Annotated in this window: 14 protein-coding genes and 1 pseudogene; 9 read left to right on the top strand and 6 right to left on the bottom strand. The window is 41.9% G+C overall.

Annotation, left to right across the window (positions count from 1 at the left end):
• Window positions 1–51: 51 nt before the first annotated feature.
• From CDG77_RS20765 to CDG77_RS20740, 6 genes are all read left to right on the top strand, one after another.
• Window positions 52–2,973, top strand: a complete 2,922-nt coding sequence (locus tag CDG77_RS20765) for a GAF domain-containing protein (RefSeq protein ID WP_094331222.1) — start codon at window positions 52–54, stop codon at window positions 2,971–2,973.
• A 278-nt stretch (window positions 2,974–3,251) separates the two neighbouring features.
• Window positions 3,252–4,208, top strand: coding sequence for a response regulator (locus CDG77_RS20760; protein ID WP_094331221.1), 957 nt, complete (start codon window positions 3,252–3,254; stop codon window positions 4,206–4,208).
• A 70-nt stretch (window positions 4,209–4,278) separates the two neighbouring features.
• Complete coding sequence (ubiE, locus tag CDG77_RS20755) at window positions 4,279–4,983, top strand: bifunctional demethylmenaquinone methyltransferase/2-methoxy-6-polyprenyl-1,4-benzoquinol methylase UbiE (protein WP_094331220.1); 705 nt, start codon at window positions 4,279–4,281, stop codon at window positions 4,981–4,983.
• A gap of 120 nt (window positions 4,984–5,103) precedes the next feature.
• Complete coding sequence (locus CDG77_RS20750) at window positions 5,104–6,339, top strand: DUF445 domain-containing protein (protein ID WP_094331219.1); 1,236 nt, start codon at window positions 5,104–5,106, stop codon at window positions 6,337–6,339.
• Between the two features lie 269 nt (window positions 6,340–6,608).
• Window positions 6,609–6,791, top strand: a complete 183-nt coding sequence (locus CDG77_RS20745; RefSeq protein ID WP_094331218.1) for a CsbD family protein — start codon at window positions 6,609–6,611, stop codon at window positions 6,789–6,791.
• A gap of 332 nt (window positions 6,792–7,123) precedes the next feature.
• A complete protein-coding gene (locus CDG77_RS20740; protein ID WP_094331217.1) occupies window positions 7,124–7,675 on the top strand; it encodes a Uma2 family endonuclease in 552 nt (183 codons plus the stop codon).
• A gap of 265 nt (window positions 7,676–7,940) precedes the next feature.
• Here CDG77_RS20740 and CDG77_RS20735 read toward each other — a convergent pair whose 3' ends face one another.
• Together CDG77_RS20735 and mutL are read right to left on the bottom strand one after the other, a co-directional pair.
• Window positions 7,941–8,375: a DUF2262 domain-containing protein gene (locus CDG77_RS20735; RefSeq protein WP_143857062.1), complete on the bottom strand. Its 435-nt coding sequence runs from the start codon at window positions 8,373–8,375 to the stop codon at window positions 7,941–7,943.
• A gap of 96 nt (window positions 8,376–8,471) precedes the next feature.
• Window positions 8,472–10,223, bottom strand: coding sequence for a DNA mismatch repair endonuclease MutL (gene mutL, locus CDG77_RS20730; protein ID WP_094331215.1), 1,752 nt, complete (start codon window positions 10,221–10,223; stop codon window positions 8,472–8,474).
• A gap of 258 nt (window positions 10,224–10,481) precedes the next feature.
• On the opposite strand from mutL, the gene CDG77_RS20725 reads away from it, so the two are divergent.
• Complete coding sequence (locus tag CDG77_RS20725; protein ID WP_094331214.1) at window positions 10,482–10,817, top strand: rhodanese-like domain-containing protein; 336 nt, start codon at window positions 10,482–10,484, stop codon at window positions 10,815–10,817.
• A gap of 367 nt (window positions 10,818–11,184) precedes the next feature.
• Here CDG77_RS20725 and CDG77_RS20720 read toward each other — a convergent pair whose 3' ends face one another.
• On the bottom strand, window positions 11,185–12,234 hold the full coding sequence (locus CDG77_RS20720; RefSeq protein ID WP_094331235.1) for an adenosine deaminase: 1,050 nt from the start codon (window positions 12,232–12,234) through the stop codon (window positions 11,185–11,187).
• A gap of 349 nt (window positions 12,235–12,583) precedes the next feature.
• On the opposite strand from CDG77_RS20720, the pseudogene CDG77_RS20715 reads away from it, so the two are divergent.
• Together CDG77_RS20715 and CDG77_RS38585 are read left to right on the top strand one after the other, a co-directional pair.
• Window positions 12,584–13,156 (top strand): annotated as a pseudogene (locus CDG77_RS20715) (nuclear transport factor 2 family protein).
• 141 nt (window positions 13,157–13,297) lie between these two features.
• Window positions 13,298–13,432, top strand: a complete 135-nt coding sequence (locus CDG77_RS38585) for a hypothetical protein (protein WP_258169466.1) — start codon at window positions 13,298–13,300, stop codon at window positions 13,430–13,432.
• 251 nt (window positions 13,433–13,683) lie between these two features.
• On the opposite strand, the gene CDG77_RS20705 is transcribed toward CDG77_RS38585, so the two are convergent.
• The 3 genes from CDG77_RS20705 to CDG77_RS20695 all read right to left on the bottom strand — a co-directional run bounded on the left by CDG77_RS20705 (window position 13,684) and on the right by CDG77_RS20695 (window position 16,232).
• Entirely contained in the window at window positions 13,684–14,544 is an 861-nt protein-coding gene (locus CDG77_RS20705) for a DUF72 domain-containing protein (protein ID WP_094331212.1), read from the bottom strand.
• 409 nt (window positions 14,545–14,953) lie between these two features.
• Complete coding sequence (locus CDG77_RS20700; protein ID WP_094331211.1) at window positions 14,954–15,607, bottom strand: pentapeptide repeat-containing protein; 654 nt, start codon at window positions 15,605–15,607, stop codon at window positions 14,954–14,956.
• Between the two features lie 130 nt (window positions 15,608–15,737).
• A complete protein-coding gene (locus CDG77_RS20695) occupies window positions 15,738–16,232 on the bottom strand; it encodes a hypothetical protein (RefSeq protein ID WP_094331210.1) in 495 nt (164 codons plus the stop codon).
• Window positions 16,233–17,068: the final 836 nt, after the last annotated feature.

The raw sequence follows: 17,068 nt of genomic DNA, 5'->3' as shown, positions 1-17,068 counted from the left end.
TGCTTTTCTGGGCATCTTATATATTACAAGTTATGTTAACCAATAAATCAGATGGGGCAGCCGCAAAAATCTATAGCCGCCGAACAGCAGATCCTCTCCTTAGGGCGCGTCCTCCAGAGCCTCAGAGAAGAAGATGATGTTGACGTTCTGATTGAAACTACTATTTCTTATCTTAAGGAAGAGTTTGATTACAGACTGATTTGGATTGCTCTTTACGATCGCCTGAATCACATATTATTCGGCAAAGGCGGCATTACACCCGATCGAGACACGAGCTTTTTACACCAAAGGGTTGTTCTCAGTCCGGGGGATTTATTAGAGCAAGTGGTGATTGAACAGCATCCCTTGGGGATAGCTGATTTGCAAACTGAAATCCGCGCCGCCGAATGGCGCAAAATTGCTGAAAAATTGCAGATCCAAGGAACGATTATTTTACCAATTCGCTATAAAGACCGTTGCTTGGGTTTGCTGTTACTCGGTTCAGATCGCTGGGGCTATCTACTGACAGGGGAAGCAAAAGCCCGTTTGATGATGGTTTTAGGTGAATTGGGGGCATTGCTTTATCAACATGAGATGCATAAGCTTTCAAAGCAAACCAAGCGAAGCGATGAGCCATTCTTAGAATTGCTCGAAAATTTACGCACCCTCACAAACCTTAATCAAAGACTTGAAGCAGGGGTACAAGCAACTCATAAATTTATCTCCCCTAATCGGACAAATGTTTACTGGTTCGATCGAGAAGGGCGCTACTTTTGGTGTCGGACGAGCAATCAGCTTGTCAAAAGCGATCGCAATTCCAGCAATCAGCAAGCTCCGGGAATGACTGTACAGGACTTGAGCGACTTTTATTATGCTTTGGCAGTGAACCAAATTGTCTCAATTGGTGATGCCCGCAGTTCTTTAAAAAGCCATTTTACGGCAAAATTGCTGCAACGCCTGAAGGTGCGATCGCTTTTGGCTGCTCCGATTATCTGGCAAAAGAACTTGCTCGGTTTTCTGGCGGTGGAAAGCAATGAACCTCGAATCTGGACGGAGACAGACAAAAATTTTGTTCAGAGTGTAGCTAGTTTAATCTCCCTAGTTACACCAACTGAAAGTATGGAAAGCACTATCAAACAGATTCAAGAGGATGCCCAACTGACTGGTCAAGTTGCCCAGGGGATCTATAGCGAACAGGATCTTCAGGAAACATTACACAGCTGTGCTAAAAGAGTTTTAGCTCGACTAACAGCCACCCGTTTTTTGCTGTTGCAGTACGATCCTGAGCAGAATAATTATCAATTTATTTACCAAAGTCAGCCTCATAATCGCCGACCGTTGACATTTACCCTGAATACTCTCAAAGAATTAGATGTACAGCTTTTGCAACGTTCAACTGAAGCGGTGGAGATTGAGAACTTAGATGAAGATTTACGCTTTTTTAACTGGCGGCCCTTTTTACTAGAAAGTGGGGTGCGATCGCTACTTATTTGTAAATGCACTCAAAGTCATATCCCAGCAGCACTTTTGCTTATCACTCACGAAACCCATCGTTCTTGGACAACTCTCGAAAAGGATTTACTGTGGGCTGTTAGTCAACAAATTGGGGTGATTGTTCGTCAGTGGCAATTGCACAACCGCACTACCCAGCAGCAAAAAACTTCCCAGGCGTTTGAACAATGCTTAAACATCCTGACAAAAACCCAGAACAGCAACGAGGTCGAGAAAAAGCATTTAGAACATACAGCACTCGAACAAATAGCATCGATTCTGGGTTGTCCCCTAGCGTTACTGCTATCCTGGTCGCCTGGTGAAAATTTGGCAGAAATTATCCCTGGAGTGATTGACAATAGTCAATTTGGGATTTTTTCTGATGCATCTATTCCTATCCAGTCGGAAGCCTTAATTCAATGGGCGCTGGTTACGGAGAATTACTTGACTTTGAAGGTGGATAATTTACCCCCAGAAACTCGAAAATGGTTGAATACTCCAGATAAAGGTCAAATTTTGGTGATGGCATTACGTACCAATGCTGATTATGAAATCACAGGTGTAGTATTGTTAGCAGACTATCAAGAGCGTCGCTGGTCACAACAAAATCTTAATGCGATCGCAACTCTAATTTCTCAATTAGCTTGGTGGCGTCGTCAAAAGCAAATTAACCGCCTTCTAGAATCCACAACAGAGGAATTACGACAACTCAACTGGTACAAGCATCGTCGTCTAGAGGAAATCCAAAGAATAACGGCGCTATCGCTGAAACAAATACATGATTTGGGCATTCCTGCCAATGAACTGACTCAAATGCGCTACCAGCTATTGCTACGGCAATTAGACCACACAGCCACTTCTATGAGTGGAATGCTAAAACTTGAGAACTGGCAGCTACATATTAGTTGGGAAACTATGCCCATAGCCAGTTTACTAAAGCGATCGCTCGAACGCATCGAAAATTTACTTCATAAACAAAAGCTATGGATTGGCGTACATGGCTTGGGACAACCAATTGATGAGCAAGAATCGCCAAAGAATTCTTCCTTAGTCAGAGGTGTTCCTAGTTCCAGCGCTCAATCCGCAATGGCGATCGCTGGTGATATTGTCAAAATTGAATTAGTGATCCATGAATTATTGGTTACTGCCTGTAACCGTTCTCCAATCGGCGGTAGAATTGACATTTGGTGTCGCCGTTTAGATCCGTCAAAACCCTCAGAGGCAAAGCAGTCTTCTGCAAGTGTAGGGGCTGAACATCAGACATCGCTGGAACTGTCGATTACATACAACGGTGCGATCGAATCACAGCTACTCACAGAACTACATCAAAATACACTCAAAGATGTACTTGCTCCCTCCAAGCTCGACCAACCCCCAGCTTTACATCTGCTAATCTGCCAAAACCTCATGCTGGAACTGGGAGGAGAGTTAAATTTCTATCAATTACCAGATAATCGGGTAGTTAGCCGTTTGCTATTGCCGTTAGTTAGTCATGATTCTTAGTACTATTTTTCAAACCATCCATTTAAATGTTAGTTTTATTAACTATGCCACCATTACTGGATAACAATCGCCATAATTAGGCTGATTTAGTTGGTTTTCCCAGGGCAATTTTTTCTAATTCAAATGTTTGGACAGCCAAATATCCTCTGTATTACTTATATTTTACGTATTGAAACAGGCTGATTAAGTCAGTAAAAACCCTTGATAAATTTGAGCTATTCTCAACTAAGCTTGGTATGGAATATAACAAGATAGTGAATATTTAAAGGAAATATCTTATGGATAAGCCCAGTGGCGAAATTGATAAACTCCAATATCAAGTGATGACTCTAGAACGACCAAAAAAGCTCAAAATCCTGGTAGTTGACGATGAGCCAGATAATCTCGATTTACTTTATCGCACATTTCGACGCGACTTTAATGTTCTGAAAGCTGATAGTGGGGTGAACGCCTTACAAGTTTTGGCAGCAGAAGGGGAAGTAGCCGTAATTATCTCCGATCAACGGATGCCAGAAATGAAGGGAACTGAGTTTCTCAGTAAGACTGTACCTCAGTTTCCCGATACGGTGAGGATAATTCTCACCGGATTTACTGATATTGAAGACTTGGTAGAGGCAATTAATGCGGGACAAGTCTATAAATATATCACCAAGCCTTGGGACCCTGGGGAACTGAAGGCAGTAGTGCAAAGAGCAGCAGAAACCTACGACTTGCTCAAGCAACGTACAGAAGAATTACGTCGCGCTCATGCTCAAATGGCCCTGCTGAGTGTTTTGGTACAGGTAACTCAAGCGGCTTCTAGCTTAGAGGAAACTCTCACTCCAATCGCTAAGGCTGTGAGTGAGACTTTTGGGGCAGAAGGCTGTATCCTCCAGCTTACAGATGGAAAGAATCTGGTTGCGACTCAAGGAACTTACAGCGATACAGGTACAATAGAGAACTGGCTATCTCTCGATCCACTAACAACGGAAGCGATCGCCACTGGGCAAATGCAAGTTTCCTTAAATGTACTTAAAGACACTAAATTAGCTGATGCTACTCACTACCAAAATACGGGTGTGCAAGCACATTTAGTTATCCCAATTAGCTACCGTCATGAGCTTTTGGGTGTATTGTCACTACAGTGGAAACAACCATGCACTTTGCGGGAAGATGAATTAATGCTAATTAATTTATCAGCCGAACTGGTAGCGATCGCTCTTACTAGTAGTCGCTGCCATCAAACCATTGTGTAGTTGTCATTAGTTATTTGTCCTTTATCCTAGGCAAATGACTAATGACCAATGACTAATGACTTATTGACCAATGACTAACGAAATTCAGTCCATTTTTAACCGTATTGCTCCAGTTTATGACCAGTTGAACGATTGGTTGAGTTTGGGACAGCACCGCATCTGGAAGGAAATGGCAGTGAAATGGAGTGCAGCTAAATCAGGTGATACTGCATTAGATTTATGCTGCGGTAGTGGTGATTTAGCCTTACGTTTGGCACGGCGTGTGGGAGCAGCAGGACAGGTGTATGGAGTGGATTTTTCGTGCAACCTGCTAGAAACTGCTAGAGAACGTTCTCAAAGACAGTACCCCCAACCTGCGATCGCCTGGGTAGAAGCCGATGTGCTAAATTTACCCTTTGATGATAACCAATTTGATGCCGCTACAATGGGCTATGGCTTAAGAAATGTTAAAGATATTTCCCGCAGTCTCCAAGAGATATACCGGGTTTTGAAGCCGGGTGCGAAAGCCGCAATTCTAGACTTTCATCGACCGAGCAATCCTCAGCTACGTACCTTTCAGCAGTTTTATCTGAACGGTTTTGTGGTGCCAGTTGCGAATCATTTAGGGTTAAAAGAAGAATATGCTTACATTAGCCCCAGCTTAGACCGGTTTCCCATCGGGAAAGAGCAAATAGAGTTAGCGCGTCAAGTTGGTTTTGGTGTTGCCACACACTACCCCATTGCGAACGGTATGATGGGAGTGCTAGTGCTTAGTAAGTTAGGAGTTATTAGTTAAAAGTTATAAATTATCAGTAGTGATAAATTCTCATTGAAAATTTATCATTCCTAACTCTTAACTCCTAATTCCTAACTCCTAACTCTAAGCTCTAAACTCCTAACTTTTTTAATTCTTCCCTTGGACTGGTCTCATCTTTGGCTTTATGTGTCTCCCCCGGTACTGGGTGGAATTATTGGCTATTTCACAAATGATATAGCCATCAAAATGTTGTTCCGTCCTTACCGAGCAATTTACATTGCTGGACAAAGAGTACCCTTCACCCCTGGCTTGATTCCCCGCAACCAGGAACGTCTAGCTTTGAACATTTCTAAGACAATCATGGGGTCACTCTTGACACCACAAGAATTGCAAAATCTAGCCCGACGTTTGTTGCAAACAGAACGCGTGCAAGCAGCAATTCTCTGGTTGTTGCAACTGGCGATTGAACAAATCAAAACAGATGAAAACCAAAAAAGTGCCAAAATTGTCGCGGGAATTTTACGGGATTTGCTAGGCGAATCCTTACCACGGCTACTCAAGGTTTTAGCGCGACGTGAAGACTTTTTGGAAGCGCAGATCAACCAAATTTTTGACCAGATATTGCTGGAATTTCAACTGAGTGAAGAACAGGCTACAAGGCTTGCTGATTGGTTAGTAGAAGTAGTTTTACCACCGGATCTGTTGCGCCAAACGATAGTCGATTTTTTAACCGATCGCACGATTCAAATTATTGATGAAGGCTTCCGCGAAAAAACCAGTGGGACTTATTGGGTAGTAGCAAATTTGTTTGGCTTACGTAATACTCTCACAAGGTTACGGACTTTTTGCTTGGATGAAAAGGAAGCTGCCAATACTCGCTTAGAGGAATTGACTCAAGGTTTGCAGATGCGCGATCGCATCAGGAAATTACTGCAAAATTTATCATTACAAAACTTGCCAATGGGTACGGTACGCCAACTGCGAAAGACCACCCGCGAAAGTGTCCGTCATTACCTACAAAACAGTGGTAGCGATTTTTTACAAGGATTAACTGATTCTGTTGATTGGGAAAATATTGCTGTAGTCCTGCTGAATCGTCTTAGCACTTCACCTGTTGTCAGTACTTCTTTAGAAGTTATGAGTCAAGAGTTGGCTCTAATTTTAGATAAGTATTTGGAAAAAGATTTAGAAGTAATTGTGGCACAGGTTATTCCGATTTTATCGATAGATCAAGTGATAGTTGACCGCGTGAAATCAACTTCGCCGGCTGAATTAGAAGCTGCTATTGAGGGAATTGTTAAAAATGAATTGCAGGCCATTGTAACTTTAGGTGGTGTTTTGGGTTTTGTCATCGGGTTATTGCAGACAGTGTTTTTAATATTCAGTCAATATTAATTTTTTGTTTTTTCCTACAAAATCTGAGCAATTATAGTAGTAAGTTAGCTATGTAGCGAGGAAAATATAGCGATCGCCTTTGATAAATCAAATCATTCGGAACTCATTCCTTAATTTTGAAGGCTTATTAATTTACATCTGTAACAACCCACATCTATCTTAAGATACATAATCTATCAAATTATTCTATCGGTTGATGGAAGTCAAAAAGAATACACTATTGTTAGTTTATGTAATAGCTGAGTCAACTACAAGCGGGAAATAAAACCATGAGTATCGAAAAAAGAATAGAAGCTACTGCAAAAAATATTGAAGGAAAAATTCAAGAGGTTGTGGGTGAAATCACTGGTAATCCACAAGAGAAAGCTGAAGGACAAGCAAAGCAAGCTGATGCTCAAGTTACTCACACTGTAGAAAACATCAAAGATGAAGTGAAGAAAATTGTAGACTAATTTTGCTTATACAGTACAAATAGCAATATTAGCCATGATTTGCTCCTGATAGTTTGGCATTAATTACTCCACTAGCTTTGAGTTAGTGGAGTTTTCGTATGTGTGCAAAACTGTAAAAGTTTAATTACTAACAAACTGGCTCTAACCATGATTTTTTAGCAACTTAATTCAACTAATAACTGGCACGATTAGCCAATAAATTCCAGAGGAAGATGGCAATTATTGCGCCAATTACAGCAGGGATACTGAGGATTACAGATGCCTTAGTGTTTTCCTTTCAGGTCTGTTTAAAATGGTAAAATATCAAGAATTATTGGGAGGAATCAATCGTCATGACTTTTATTGTTGCGAAATGGACGATTGACGAATATCACCGCATGATTGATGCTGGCATTTTGAGCGATCGCAAAGTTGAACTACTTAAGGGAGAAATTGTTGAAATGTCGCCGGAAGGGGAACCCCATGCTTATTGTAGTCATGAATCGGCAGAGTATCTAGCGGATTTCTTAGGTAAGCGTGCCACAATTCGCCAAGCCAAGCCTATCACCTTACCCAACGACTCGGAACCAGAACCAGATATTGCCATTGTCCAACGTTTAGGACGCGAGTATCGAGAGCATCATCCCTATCCAGAAAATATCTTCTGGTTGATTGAGTATGCTAACTCCAGTTTAGAAAAAGATTTAGAGAGAAAAAGCAAAATCTACGCAGAAGCAGGTATTTTAGAGTATTGGGTTGTAAATCTCAAAAAGCTACACTTAGTGGTGTTTCGGGAAATCTTAGACGGGGAGTATGCGACAAAATTGACATTGACTGCGGGAACAATTCAGCCCCTAGCATTTCCAGATATTTCTGTTGCGGTGGAACAGATTATTAATAGCTAAGTTAATTAAAATAAAAAGTCAAAATACAAGAAAAAGTTTGAATCGAACATTAATTTGAGAAATATCCCCCCAGCTTTTAACTTTCGTTTAAGCATGTCTTTTGAGAACTACAACAAAATACAATCTAAATCTATCAATTTACTTCTTTCCTATCTATTAATACTCCGAAATTATACTGTAATAATTGTATAGCTGAAAGCTGAAGTATGTAAACAAATGTTTTGCTGATAAAAATACCTATTTGTTACAGGAAAATGTTGGACAATTATCCATGTATACTAGCATCGACAAAGTAATTGTTATTATCCATTTTAAGAATGATACAGTGTCCGAGAAATAGGTTTCCATCGTTATAGTAGAACTCCACTTTTCCCTCTGGCAAAAAGACCAATCCTTCAAGTATTATTCGGCTTTTGAACTCCTCAGATGTTATTTTATCGCCTTCATCAAGCCATGTTTCATTCTTAAGCTTTAGCAATTGTTCAACAGCATATTCTTTTGCACTTTTAGCATAATGTTTCAACTCTGGTACAATACAAATAGCTCTGTCCAACGCTGATTCGACCTTATCATTATCGTCTATTGAAAGACTAATCGGAAGTTGTGTTTCATAGAAAATAACTTGGCTTTCATACCAATCGAATTCGGAATCATACCGTAGATATCCCAAAAGCTCGTGTTTTATATCGGGGTAACTCATATATTTGTTAATTTTAATAAATACTAATTTCTTGAGAGAAAGCACCCTATTTTGTACTTCTTCTCCCAGTCCAATTGTAATGTGTCACTGAAAACATTAAATTCCATGACTTTTACCAATTACCCAATTACGTCGGAAAAACCGGGCTAAAGCTGATTCTTCTAAAGATAAATAAATTGGTCGTCCGTGGGGACAGGTGCGAGGGTTGCGAGTCCGTTGCCAATTATCTAAAAGTATCTGCATTTCTTCTTGGTTCATGGGTGTACCATTCCGAATGGCACTACGACAAGCGACAGCTACTTGAGCAGTTTGTAAATCACCTCCCCAACTAAGCTCTAAAATTGCTTCTGCACAGTCGTCTCGCTGTTGCAAAGGTGTGGGTATGTTTCGCACTGCCCAAAGTTGCTCGCCAAAGGGTTCTATGTCTAAACCGATGCGTTGCAGTTGCGATAATTGCGCTGGCGACAATTGATAAAGAATAATTGGCGGTTCGACGGGTATAAGTTGCCAATCATCACACAATTGCTCATATAAAACTCGCTCATGGGCAATGTGCTGTTCGACTAACCACATACCCCCAGAATGTTCAGCCACAATATAGGTGTTGCTAACTTGAGCAACAGCTTTTAAAGAGTTAGGAGAGACGCGATTAATCGCGTCTGTAGAAGAATTAGGAGTTTTAGGATTGAAATTGTAGCCGCCTTTGGCTTCTGCGGCTTTGAGTAATTTACTAACTCGTGTTGTGTGGACAGCTTCTTTAAGATTGTTAGAAGAAATGCTGAGTGCTTGGTTAATTGCTTGGGTAATTTGCTCTTGCCAATAAATGATTTCGTTGAGGTAAATTTCTGTTTTGGCGGGATTGCGATTCCAGTTAATTTGATCGGGTGAAATGGCAAGATGTAAGAAACAAATTGGATAGCGATCGCGTGGTAATGTTCTGTGAAATGCTGATAATATCGTTTGCTCTAGTTCCGGTGTCTTAACCATCCGCCCGTTAATGGCTACACGTACCCAATCTGGACGATGACGATGACAGCGATCGGGTAATCCTACCACTAAATTTAGTGAGGAGTTAGGAGAGACGCGATTAATCGCGTCTGTACAAGAGTCTGTAGAGACGCGATTCATCGCGTCTTCTGTATAGGAGTTTAATGGGTTGGGGAGTTGGAGTTTCACTTCTTGTAAATCACCTTGTCGCACCTGGGGTAAAATCTGCGGTAGGAGTTGCCCAGTTGTTCTAGCTGGAGATATGGTGAACCATTGACGGTCATTTTGCCAAATCTGCCAGGTGATGTGGGGATGACAGAGGGCGATTTGGTGAATTGTGGCTTGCACGGCTTTCATTTGCTGTGCTGTTGTGGGTAATCCCTGACGACGAGATGAGCAATTACCGAAAAGATGAGAAACTGTCACCACTGTACCAGGTGCGATCGCGGTTACTTCAACTTGCACAACTTCCCCACCATTGCCATAGCTAATCCGCCATCCTAATTTTCCACCCACAGGACGACTTAAAATTTCTAAATCTGCCAGAGTTGTTAAGCTGTGTAACGCCTCACCACGAAACCCCAAACTGTTAATTTTCCATAAATCGGCACTAGAGCGAATTTTACTGGTGCTGTGGGCTGTGGCTGCTTGTTTCAAGTCATCTAGGTTCATTCCACAGCCATTATCTGCCACACGAATTCGCCATTGCTGCGGCCATAGAGAAACCACAATTCGCGTTGCACCTGCGTCTAGGGAATTTTCTACCAATTCCCGCACCACAGAAGCTAAGGAGTCGATTACCTCACCAGCTGTAATAAGATATACGACTTCTGTTGGTAGAGCTTGAATAGTAGATGCCATAAATTATAGTTTATAGCTTCTGGGGGTAAGGTACGTGGGGGAGAAATCAATTCAAAATTGTTAGCGCAATATCTGTCTGCGACATGCTATTCGCGATCGCAGAGAAGAAAAAGACCGGAGGATATGTAGCTTTAGCTTACCGTAGCTTGGGCAAATAAGGAGGCGAATTAACGAGGAATTTTTATTAATTGTAAAGAAAACTCAATTAGAAGGCGATTTTTGATAAATTGCTTGTGAGGTTATAAGCGGGATAAGCTTATGAGTAATAATTCAGTTGCTGATGTCCATGATTTAAAGACCCGTTTGCAATGGGGTCAACCAGGTTTTACAATTGTTGATGTGCGCGATCGCCACACCTACAATCACGGTCGGATTAGTGGAGCAATACCCATACCATTAGACGATTTGGCATCTAAAGCCAAATCTGCCCTACATAAAGAACGCCATATCTATATTTATGGCGATAGTGACGAGCATACAAACCAGGCTGCACAAATTCTGAGAGGAGCAGGGTTTGTTGAAGTAGCGGAAATCAAAGGTGGCCTTGCAGCTTGGATTTCTGCCGGTGGTGCTACCGAAGGTGTTGGCGCTTAAACTTAACCCAAGCAGACTAATCTAAGTCTATTTATTCCGTCATTGCTGGTTTTTTGTACTGCACATTAGACTTCTAGCAAAAATCATAATTAGCGAAAAATGAGCCACAAATAAACCCTGATGAATTATCTGCGTACATCTGTGGTTTAATTTCTAAAACATTGTTTTTGCCAGATATCTATTGTGCATTACAGCTTTCTCTACAGCATCATATAAAAATCACTGATTGCAACATTAATTAACATTAAATCACCTTACTTTCTCTAATCTCTAGCGCCGCATGGCGTAAATCAACTACCCCTTCCAAATCAACGACATACTTGCCATGTAGGAATTACGAATTACGCGCAGCACTACTTGGTGGTGGCTAATTACTATCTCTTATTGCCAAAACTTTAGGTGGTTCAGGTTTGAGCAAACCGTTCAACAACGATGCAGGACGTTCGCCATAAGGCCAAGCAAAAGCATGACGGAAAGCAGCATCCTGACAAGCTTGTAGTTGTTCAAAGTTAATAATGTCGTAAGTCAAGAGATTTTCATACTCAAACGGTAGACGAACATTGTGCAACCCAGCATTATCAGTACAAATAGCGATATCGACCCCAGCATTAAAACAACGGTCAAAAACTAATTTGAGTTGACGGATATCCTGCAAAGTACCAGTTTTTAGGTAAGTTGTGGGACAAACCTCTAAACACTGTCCGCGTCTAGCTACATCATTAAGTAATTCTGGATATAGTAGGGGGATTTGGATACCGTGACCGATTCGCATCAGATAAGGTAACAGTTCGGGGTAACAACCGGCAGTGGTTTCATATAGATGTCCGGTGGTGTTAACGCCTAGCGATCGCGCATAATCATATAAGCTAATCCATTCTTCTAAGCGATCGGCATAATAGCTATCACCCCCTGCTACATCTACTGCACAGACATACTGCTTATTTTGCGCCGCCAAATCGATAATCGCCTTGTTCACCTGATATGGTAGGCGCGTGTGCATACAAAGAATTTGGCTAGTAACAATCGGATGTTCTGGCTGGTGGCTAGCAAGTCCTACTACTTTCACAATTTCTGCCATCTTGTCAATTCTCTGTGATTGATTTAGATGCTCAGGTGTCCGCAAATAGGGGGTGTAGCGTAGTTCCAGATAAGCTAAATTTTCAAAAATGTAAGCACCCCGCACCAAGCGATAGATAAAGTAAGGCAAAGTATCTACAGTTTGCACACTTTCTACTAGGGTGTGTAATTCTAGATACTCATCTAAGCTGTTACGCGGACGAGTATAAAAATCTTCAAATTCTGAATAGTCAGCAAAGCGGGAAATCAACTCCGAAGAATGTCGCTCGAAATATCGCCATAAAACTCGCGGTACGACGGAACCGCCCAAGTGCCTATGTAATTCAGCATATAAAGCCATAGTGGTATTTTTAGGTAAAAATTTCAATAATTGTAACAAAAACATAGAAGGAAAAAATCTGCACTCACAAAAATTTAGAGCAGAGGGAGATTTAGTCCTATTGCCTTCCTCCACTTAGAATTTTAAGTCTTACCTCATGACCAACATTCTCTAATCCATGTAGGACTATGTTTGCTAATAATGGGCTGATGACAACTGTCACTGCTTTGAAGGCGAAAGAACAAGGAGGGCCACACATCAAGTTGCAAATTCTGATGTGGCCCATTGCTGCCCGATCCTAAGAAATCATCATGAAAAAGCTAGACGGAAAAATCGCAATTGTGACGGCGGCGTCTAAAGGAGGTGAATAATGCTGCCCATGTTGAGGCGATCGCGATTCTACAGCTTACATATTATGAACAACCCCGAAAATCCACGACTCCCCGTGCCGCCTTTTGATAAGGAATCCTCTATCAAAAAAGTCCGAATCGCAGAGGATGCTTGGAACACACGTAACCCTGAACTAGTATAACTCGCTTACACGTCGGATAGCAATTGGCGTAACCGCTCAGAATTTCTATCTGGTCGTGAGGCGATCGTCCAGTTCTTAACATGTAAGTGGCTTAAAGAATTGGAATACCGCCCGATCAAAGAGCTTTGGGCTTTTCAAGACAACCGAATTGCTGTCCGGTTTGCTTACGAATGGCATGATGATGCTGGCAACTGGTTCCGTTCCTATGGCAATGAAAATTGGGAGTTCGACGAACACGGATTCATGCGGTGGCGTATTGCCAGCATCAACGACCTGCCAATTCAGGAGAGCGATTCTCCGTTCGCGCAAGCGTGCCGGAGGCATCAGGAGACGCTACGCGATCGCAAATACCACTGGATACTAGGTCGTCGTCCTGACGATCATCCCGGATTGTCAGACCTCAATCTTTGAAAAGCCTGTTTTAACCAGGCTGATGGCGCTAGCGATCTATTCATAGTTGCATTCAGCTTTTGAATCACTGGGAAACGCTGCATATCGCGGGTGGTTTTTAAGAAAGAGAAGGGTGAAAATCAACAAGCAAGGAGAAAAAGCATGAACATCAACAAGAATGACACCGCAGTAGTCGTCATTGATCCGCAAAATGATATCTTGAGCGAAAAAGGGGTTTCCTGGGATTTGGTGGGTGAGAGTGTTAAAGATAACAATAAGTATTTCATCAACGAGTAAGCTTTTCCTACCTAAAAAATTTTTTGGACAATCAGTACATCTAACTCCACTGTCTTTGTCAGGCACAGCGATGGCGTACCCGCCATGAGTCGGTGGCGATGCCTGCGGCGGTAAACTACGCAGTACTACAGGACAATCGCCTATCCCATCTCTGAACCTTCACTGTTCAATAGCTTTAAAATCTGTAGTGCCTATCCCGCATAGCTTAGAGCTTTTCTTAGTGCCATTCGGCTTTAACCTAACACACCGTGTTATGTAGACCATAAACTCAGCTGATTGGGAGGAAGCTCAAGATTATTCCAAGGTAGGGGTGGAACTGGTACATTACTCTGTTCTAATAGCTGTTGGAAGTGACGCGCTATGTTAGGCGATCGCGCTTCTATTGGACAATGAACAAAGAAATAAACTCGCACTCCCATCTGTAACCATTGCTGAATCTGCCTTAGGCATTCTTCCATAAAGGGCTGATTCACTGATAAATTTGGATGGGAAATAAATCGAATCAGAGTAAAAGGTGCTGTCACACTCAATTGCAACGGTAATTTTGGTTTCCGCCGTTCCGATTGCAACTGGGGGTCATCATCTCCAGTATAAATAGGACGTGAGTCTAACAATACCCGTCCCACACTTAGCTTTTCTAAAAGCGTCGTCAAATTACTAGCATGGGGTTCCCTGAACCAGTCAGGATGACGAACTTCCAGCGCTAGAGGTGCGTCTGTACGCGGCCAAGCTTCCAGAAAGTTAGTCAAATCTTCAAGCAATGTAGGTGCATAACTCGGTGGTAACTGGGCAAACATCGGGCCAAGACGCTTACCTAAAGGGCGCATCCCCTCCAGAAATTTTAAAGCCGTTGGAATATAAGGTTGCAGCAACCCTTGATGAGTAATATCTCGCGGTAATTTCAAGCAAAATTCAAAACCTGCTGGGGTTTCGGCAGCCCAACGAGTTACAGTTTCTTGGTTAGGCACTGCATAAAAGGTGGTATTACCTTCTACAGTGGTGAAGCGACGACTGTAAAGATGGAGAAAATCGGTAGTGCGAGTACCTTGGGGATAGAGTTCGCCCACCCAACCTTTATATGCCCAAACAGCACAACCAATAAAAAAGTTCACAGTGCCTAAAGCCTTGATGTGTCATATTCAATTTTACAGGTAGGTTGTAGGAATGGATGAGGCTAGGTTAGATTCCCAATTGCAAAATATTTGATTTAACAAATTTGAAAGCTTGAATACTCCCAAAATCGGTAGTGCATAAACTTAAATTAGGACTTACGCATCAAGTACGAAATGTAGGGGTAATCCCCTGCGGGAAGCCACCTTGCGCGTACATGAATTGCCCCTACGAAAAATCAAGGCTGTTACTGCCTTTTTGCCTAACTTCTATTACAGCAGTTTTCATGTATTTGAACCACATCTGCTGTAAGGGCACAGTATTACTTATGCATGTCAACTTAAGTACTTCCACTAAAAAACCAGGTAGCACGCCTGTGCTACCTGACTCAATGTCGTAGCGCAACCTCGGTTATTGAAAAATTGAACCATCAGGCATAATTGCCCCTGCTAAATTAGTACCAACTAGTTTAACCAAAAGGCGCTCACCAGAGCGAATTCGCGCTCCCGTCAAGTCGGCTCCTCGCAAGTCGGCTCCACTGAGATCCGCTCCAATCAAATTAGCTGCGCGTAAATTCGCCTCCCGAAGATCCGCTAAAAGGAGGTTTGCTCGAAATAAGTTTGCTTCAGATAAATTCGCACCTCTGAGGTTGACTTTGTGCATAAAAGTGTCACTGAGATTAGCACCACTCAAATTGGCATAACTCAGATTTCTGCCAGATAAATCTTTGTTGCTCAAATTTGCCCGACTGTAGTCTTTGCCACTCAAATCTGAGTTTTGCTTTGGTGGTGGCTGGGTTGTTTGAAATGGTGTTTGTTGTTGAGGTGATGGCGAAGGTGAATTAGATATGGTTTGATGTTTGGTTTTTAGAGAACGCAACTTTTCACGAGCTTCATTTATGGCTTTCAGCTTGTCTTGTGCTTTCTGCTGTAAACGGAGATTGTCTTTGGGAATGCGATCGGGATGCCAAACAAAGACTAAATCTTTGTAAGCCTGGTTCACTTCCTCAAGTGTTGCTCCAGGCTCTAATTCCAAAATTCTATAGTACCGCTCCAGATCGCTCATACGATATTTTGGTGGACAATCAACTTAATTATCAGTGATGGAGCTATTTATTCGCTGCATCATTATGTCATCGAATGTGGGGGATTGGGCATTGGATATTTGTTTGCTGCTACTCTACCTTCCTACTTTCTCATCTTCCCATCTCCCCATTTCTCCATCGAGCGATCGCTCTTAAATATGCTGCAACTGGAATCTGATAAATTTCAATCACAATCCAAACAACAATTGATAAATGTGATAGGAAAGTTAATATAGTCCAAATATAGGGCATCCAGGTAATGGGTTCTTTGAGATTAGCAGGAAAATAGTAAGCTACTATGCCAATTAGAGTAGTGGGAAGAATTACAAAAACTGCTGCTGCTAATCCATAACCCCAACCTAATTCCACCCCTTCTAACTGCCCTTCTGTCCAACTAAACCCATTCCAACGCCAAGTTAAGGGTGGTTGCCTAGATGGCATCTTGATTTGCTGTATTTCTAAGTTGACTGTAAAAATCTCTTGACAAAAGTCACAAGCCATAGCTTCCATCAATGGCATGTGAGAAATCTTACCTATCCGACAGACTGGGCAGGGGTAAACTCCATAATAGTCGAAAGATTGGGCTAAGATTTTGGAACTGGGCATAATGAAACTGATGATCCTAAAAAGTTGATCTGGCTAATGAGGAATTGGGTAAGAATAATGTGTAGCCATTGTCAATTGTCTGCAATTAGCTTTCGCAAGTTAAGGTGACAAGTCAGGAAAATTACAGCAGTTCTTTTCCATCAAGTACAAAGTTACTGGTTTGGAGGCAGAAGATAGAAACTCTTTATATATATCTGGTTTTGAGTCCTGCATTTTGTATCTCATTTCAAAAGTAAACTACTGTATATATATTTTTAGGAGTTACGCATTCGCAAGAAATACCAAATATAGATGACTTGAAAAACCACATCTGTCGTAGGGCAATTCATGTAGATGCAAGATAGCTTAAGGCAAAGTGTTGCCCCTAGCGGATCTTCACTCCTACAGTTGTACTGAGTCTATCGCTTTTTTATGGTTTGTTGGGGGTCTTGACACCACCTAATGTTCCTGTTAATGTTACCTTAAATAGGCATATTTATTAAGTTTTCCAGCAAAAGCCGCACAAATGCTTGACACAAATTCCTACTTTTATTTTTGGTATAGGGTGGTTCACCGGGAGTGAATTGAGTTTCCTAATGGAAACCGCCCGGTGAACCGCAGAGCTAACTCTGCGGTTTTTGTTGTTTTAAGGAGAATTTCATCGTCATGACTTATTTAAGTAGCTGGTTTTATGGCTTTTACTTTTGGCCCAGAGTAAGTTCCGGGTAAGTAGCGTCATGTCGATGAATCAGAACGCGCCCGGAACTTTTCAAAGGTTCCGGGCTTTTTTGTTGCTGGGGACTGGAGACTGGAAAACAACTCTTACCTTAATCCCCAATCCCCAATCCCCAATATCC

Source organism: Nostoc sp. 'Peltigera membranacea cyanobiont' 213, assembly GCF_002245975.1.
GTDB lineage: Bacteria > Cyanobacteriota > Cyanobacteriia > Cyanobacteriales > Nostocaceae > Nostoc.
Note: the sequence above shows the minus strand (reverse complement) of the source record. Positions and strands in the feature narration are given on the sequence as shown.

Coding starts and splice junctions, on each gene's coding strand:
- CDG77_RS20765 (WP_094331222.1), top strand. CDS start 52: ATGGGGCAGCCGCAAAAATCTATAGCCGCCGAACAGCAGATCCTCTCC.
- CDG77_RS20760 (WP_094331221.1), top strand. CDS start 3,252: ATGGATAAGCCCAGTGGCGAAATTGATAAACTCCAATATCAAGTGATG.
- ubiE (WP_094331220.1), top strand. CDS start 4,279: ATGACTAACGAAATTCAGTCCATTTTTAACCGTATTGCTCCAGTTTAT.
- CDG77_RS20745 (WP_094331218.1), top strand. CDS start 6,609: ATGAGTATCGAAAAAAGAATAGAAGCTACTGCAAAAAATATTGAAGGA.
- CDG77_RS20740 (WP_094331217.1), top strand. CDS start 7,124: ATGACTTTTATTGTTGCGAAATGGACGATTGACGAATATCACCGCATG.
- CDG77_RS20735 (WP_143857062.1), bottom strand. CDS start 8,375: ATGAGTTACCCCGATATAAAACACGAGCTTTTGGGATATCTACGGTAT.
- mutL (WP_094331215.1), bottom strand. CDS start 10,223: ATGGCATCTACTATTCAAGCTCTACCAACAGAAGTCGTATATCTTATT.
- CDG77_RS20725 (WP_094331214.1), top strand. CDS start 10,482: ATGAGTAATAATTCAGTTGCTGATGTCCATGATTTAAAGACCCGTTTG.
- CDG77_RS20720 (WP_094331235.1), bottom strand. CDS start 12,234: ATGGCTTTATATGCTGAATTACATAGGCACTTGGGCGGTTCCGTCGTA.
- CDG77_RS38585 (WP_258169466.1), top strand. CDS start 13,298: ATGAACATCAACAAGAATGACACCGCAGTAGTCGTCATTGATCCGCAA.
- CDG77_RS20700 (WP_094331211.1), bottom strand. CDS start 15,607: ATGAGCGATCTGGAGCGGTACTATAGAATTTTGGAATTAGAGCCTGGA.
- CDG77_RS20695 (WP_094331210.1), bottom strand. CDS start 16,232: ATGCCCAGTTCCAAAATCTTAGCCCAATCTTTCGACTATTATGGAGTT.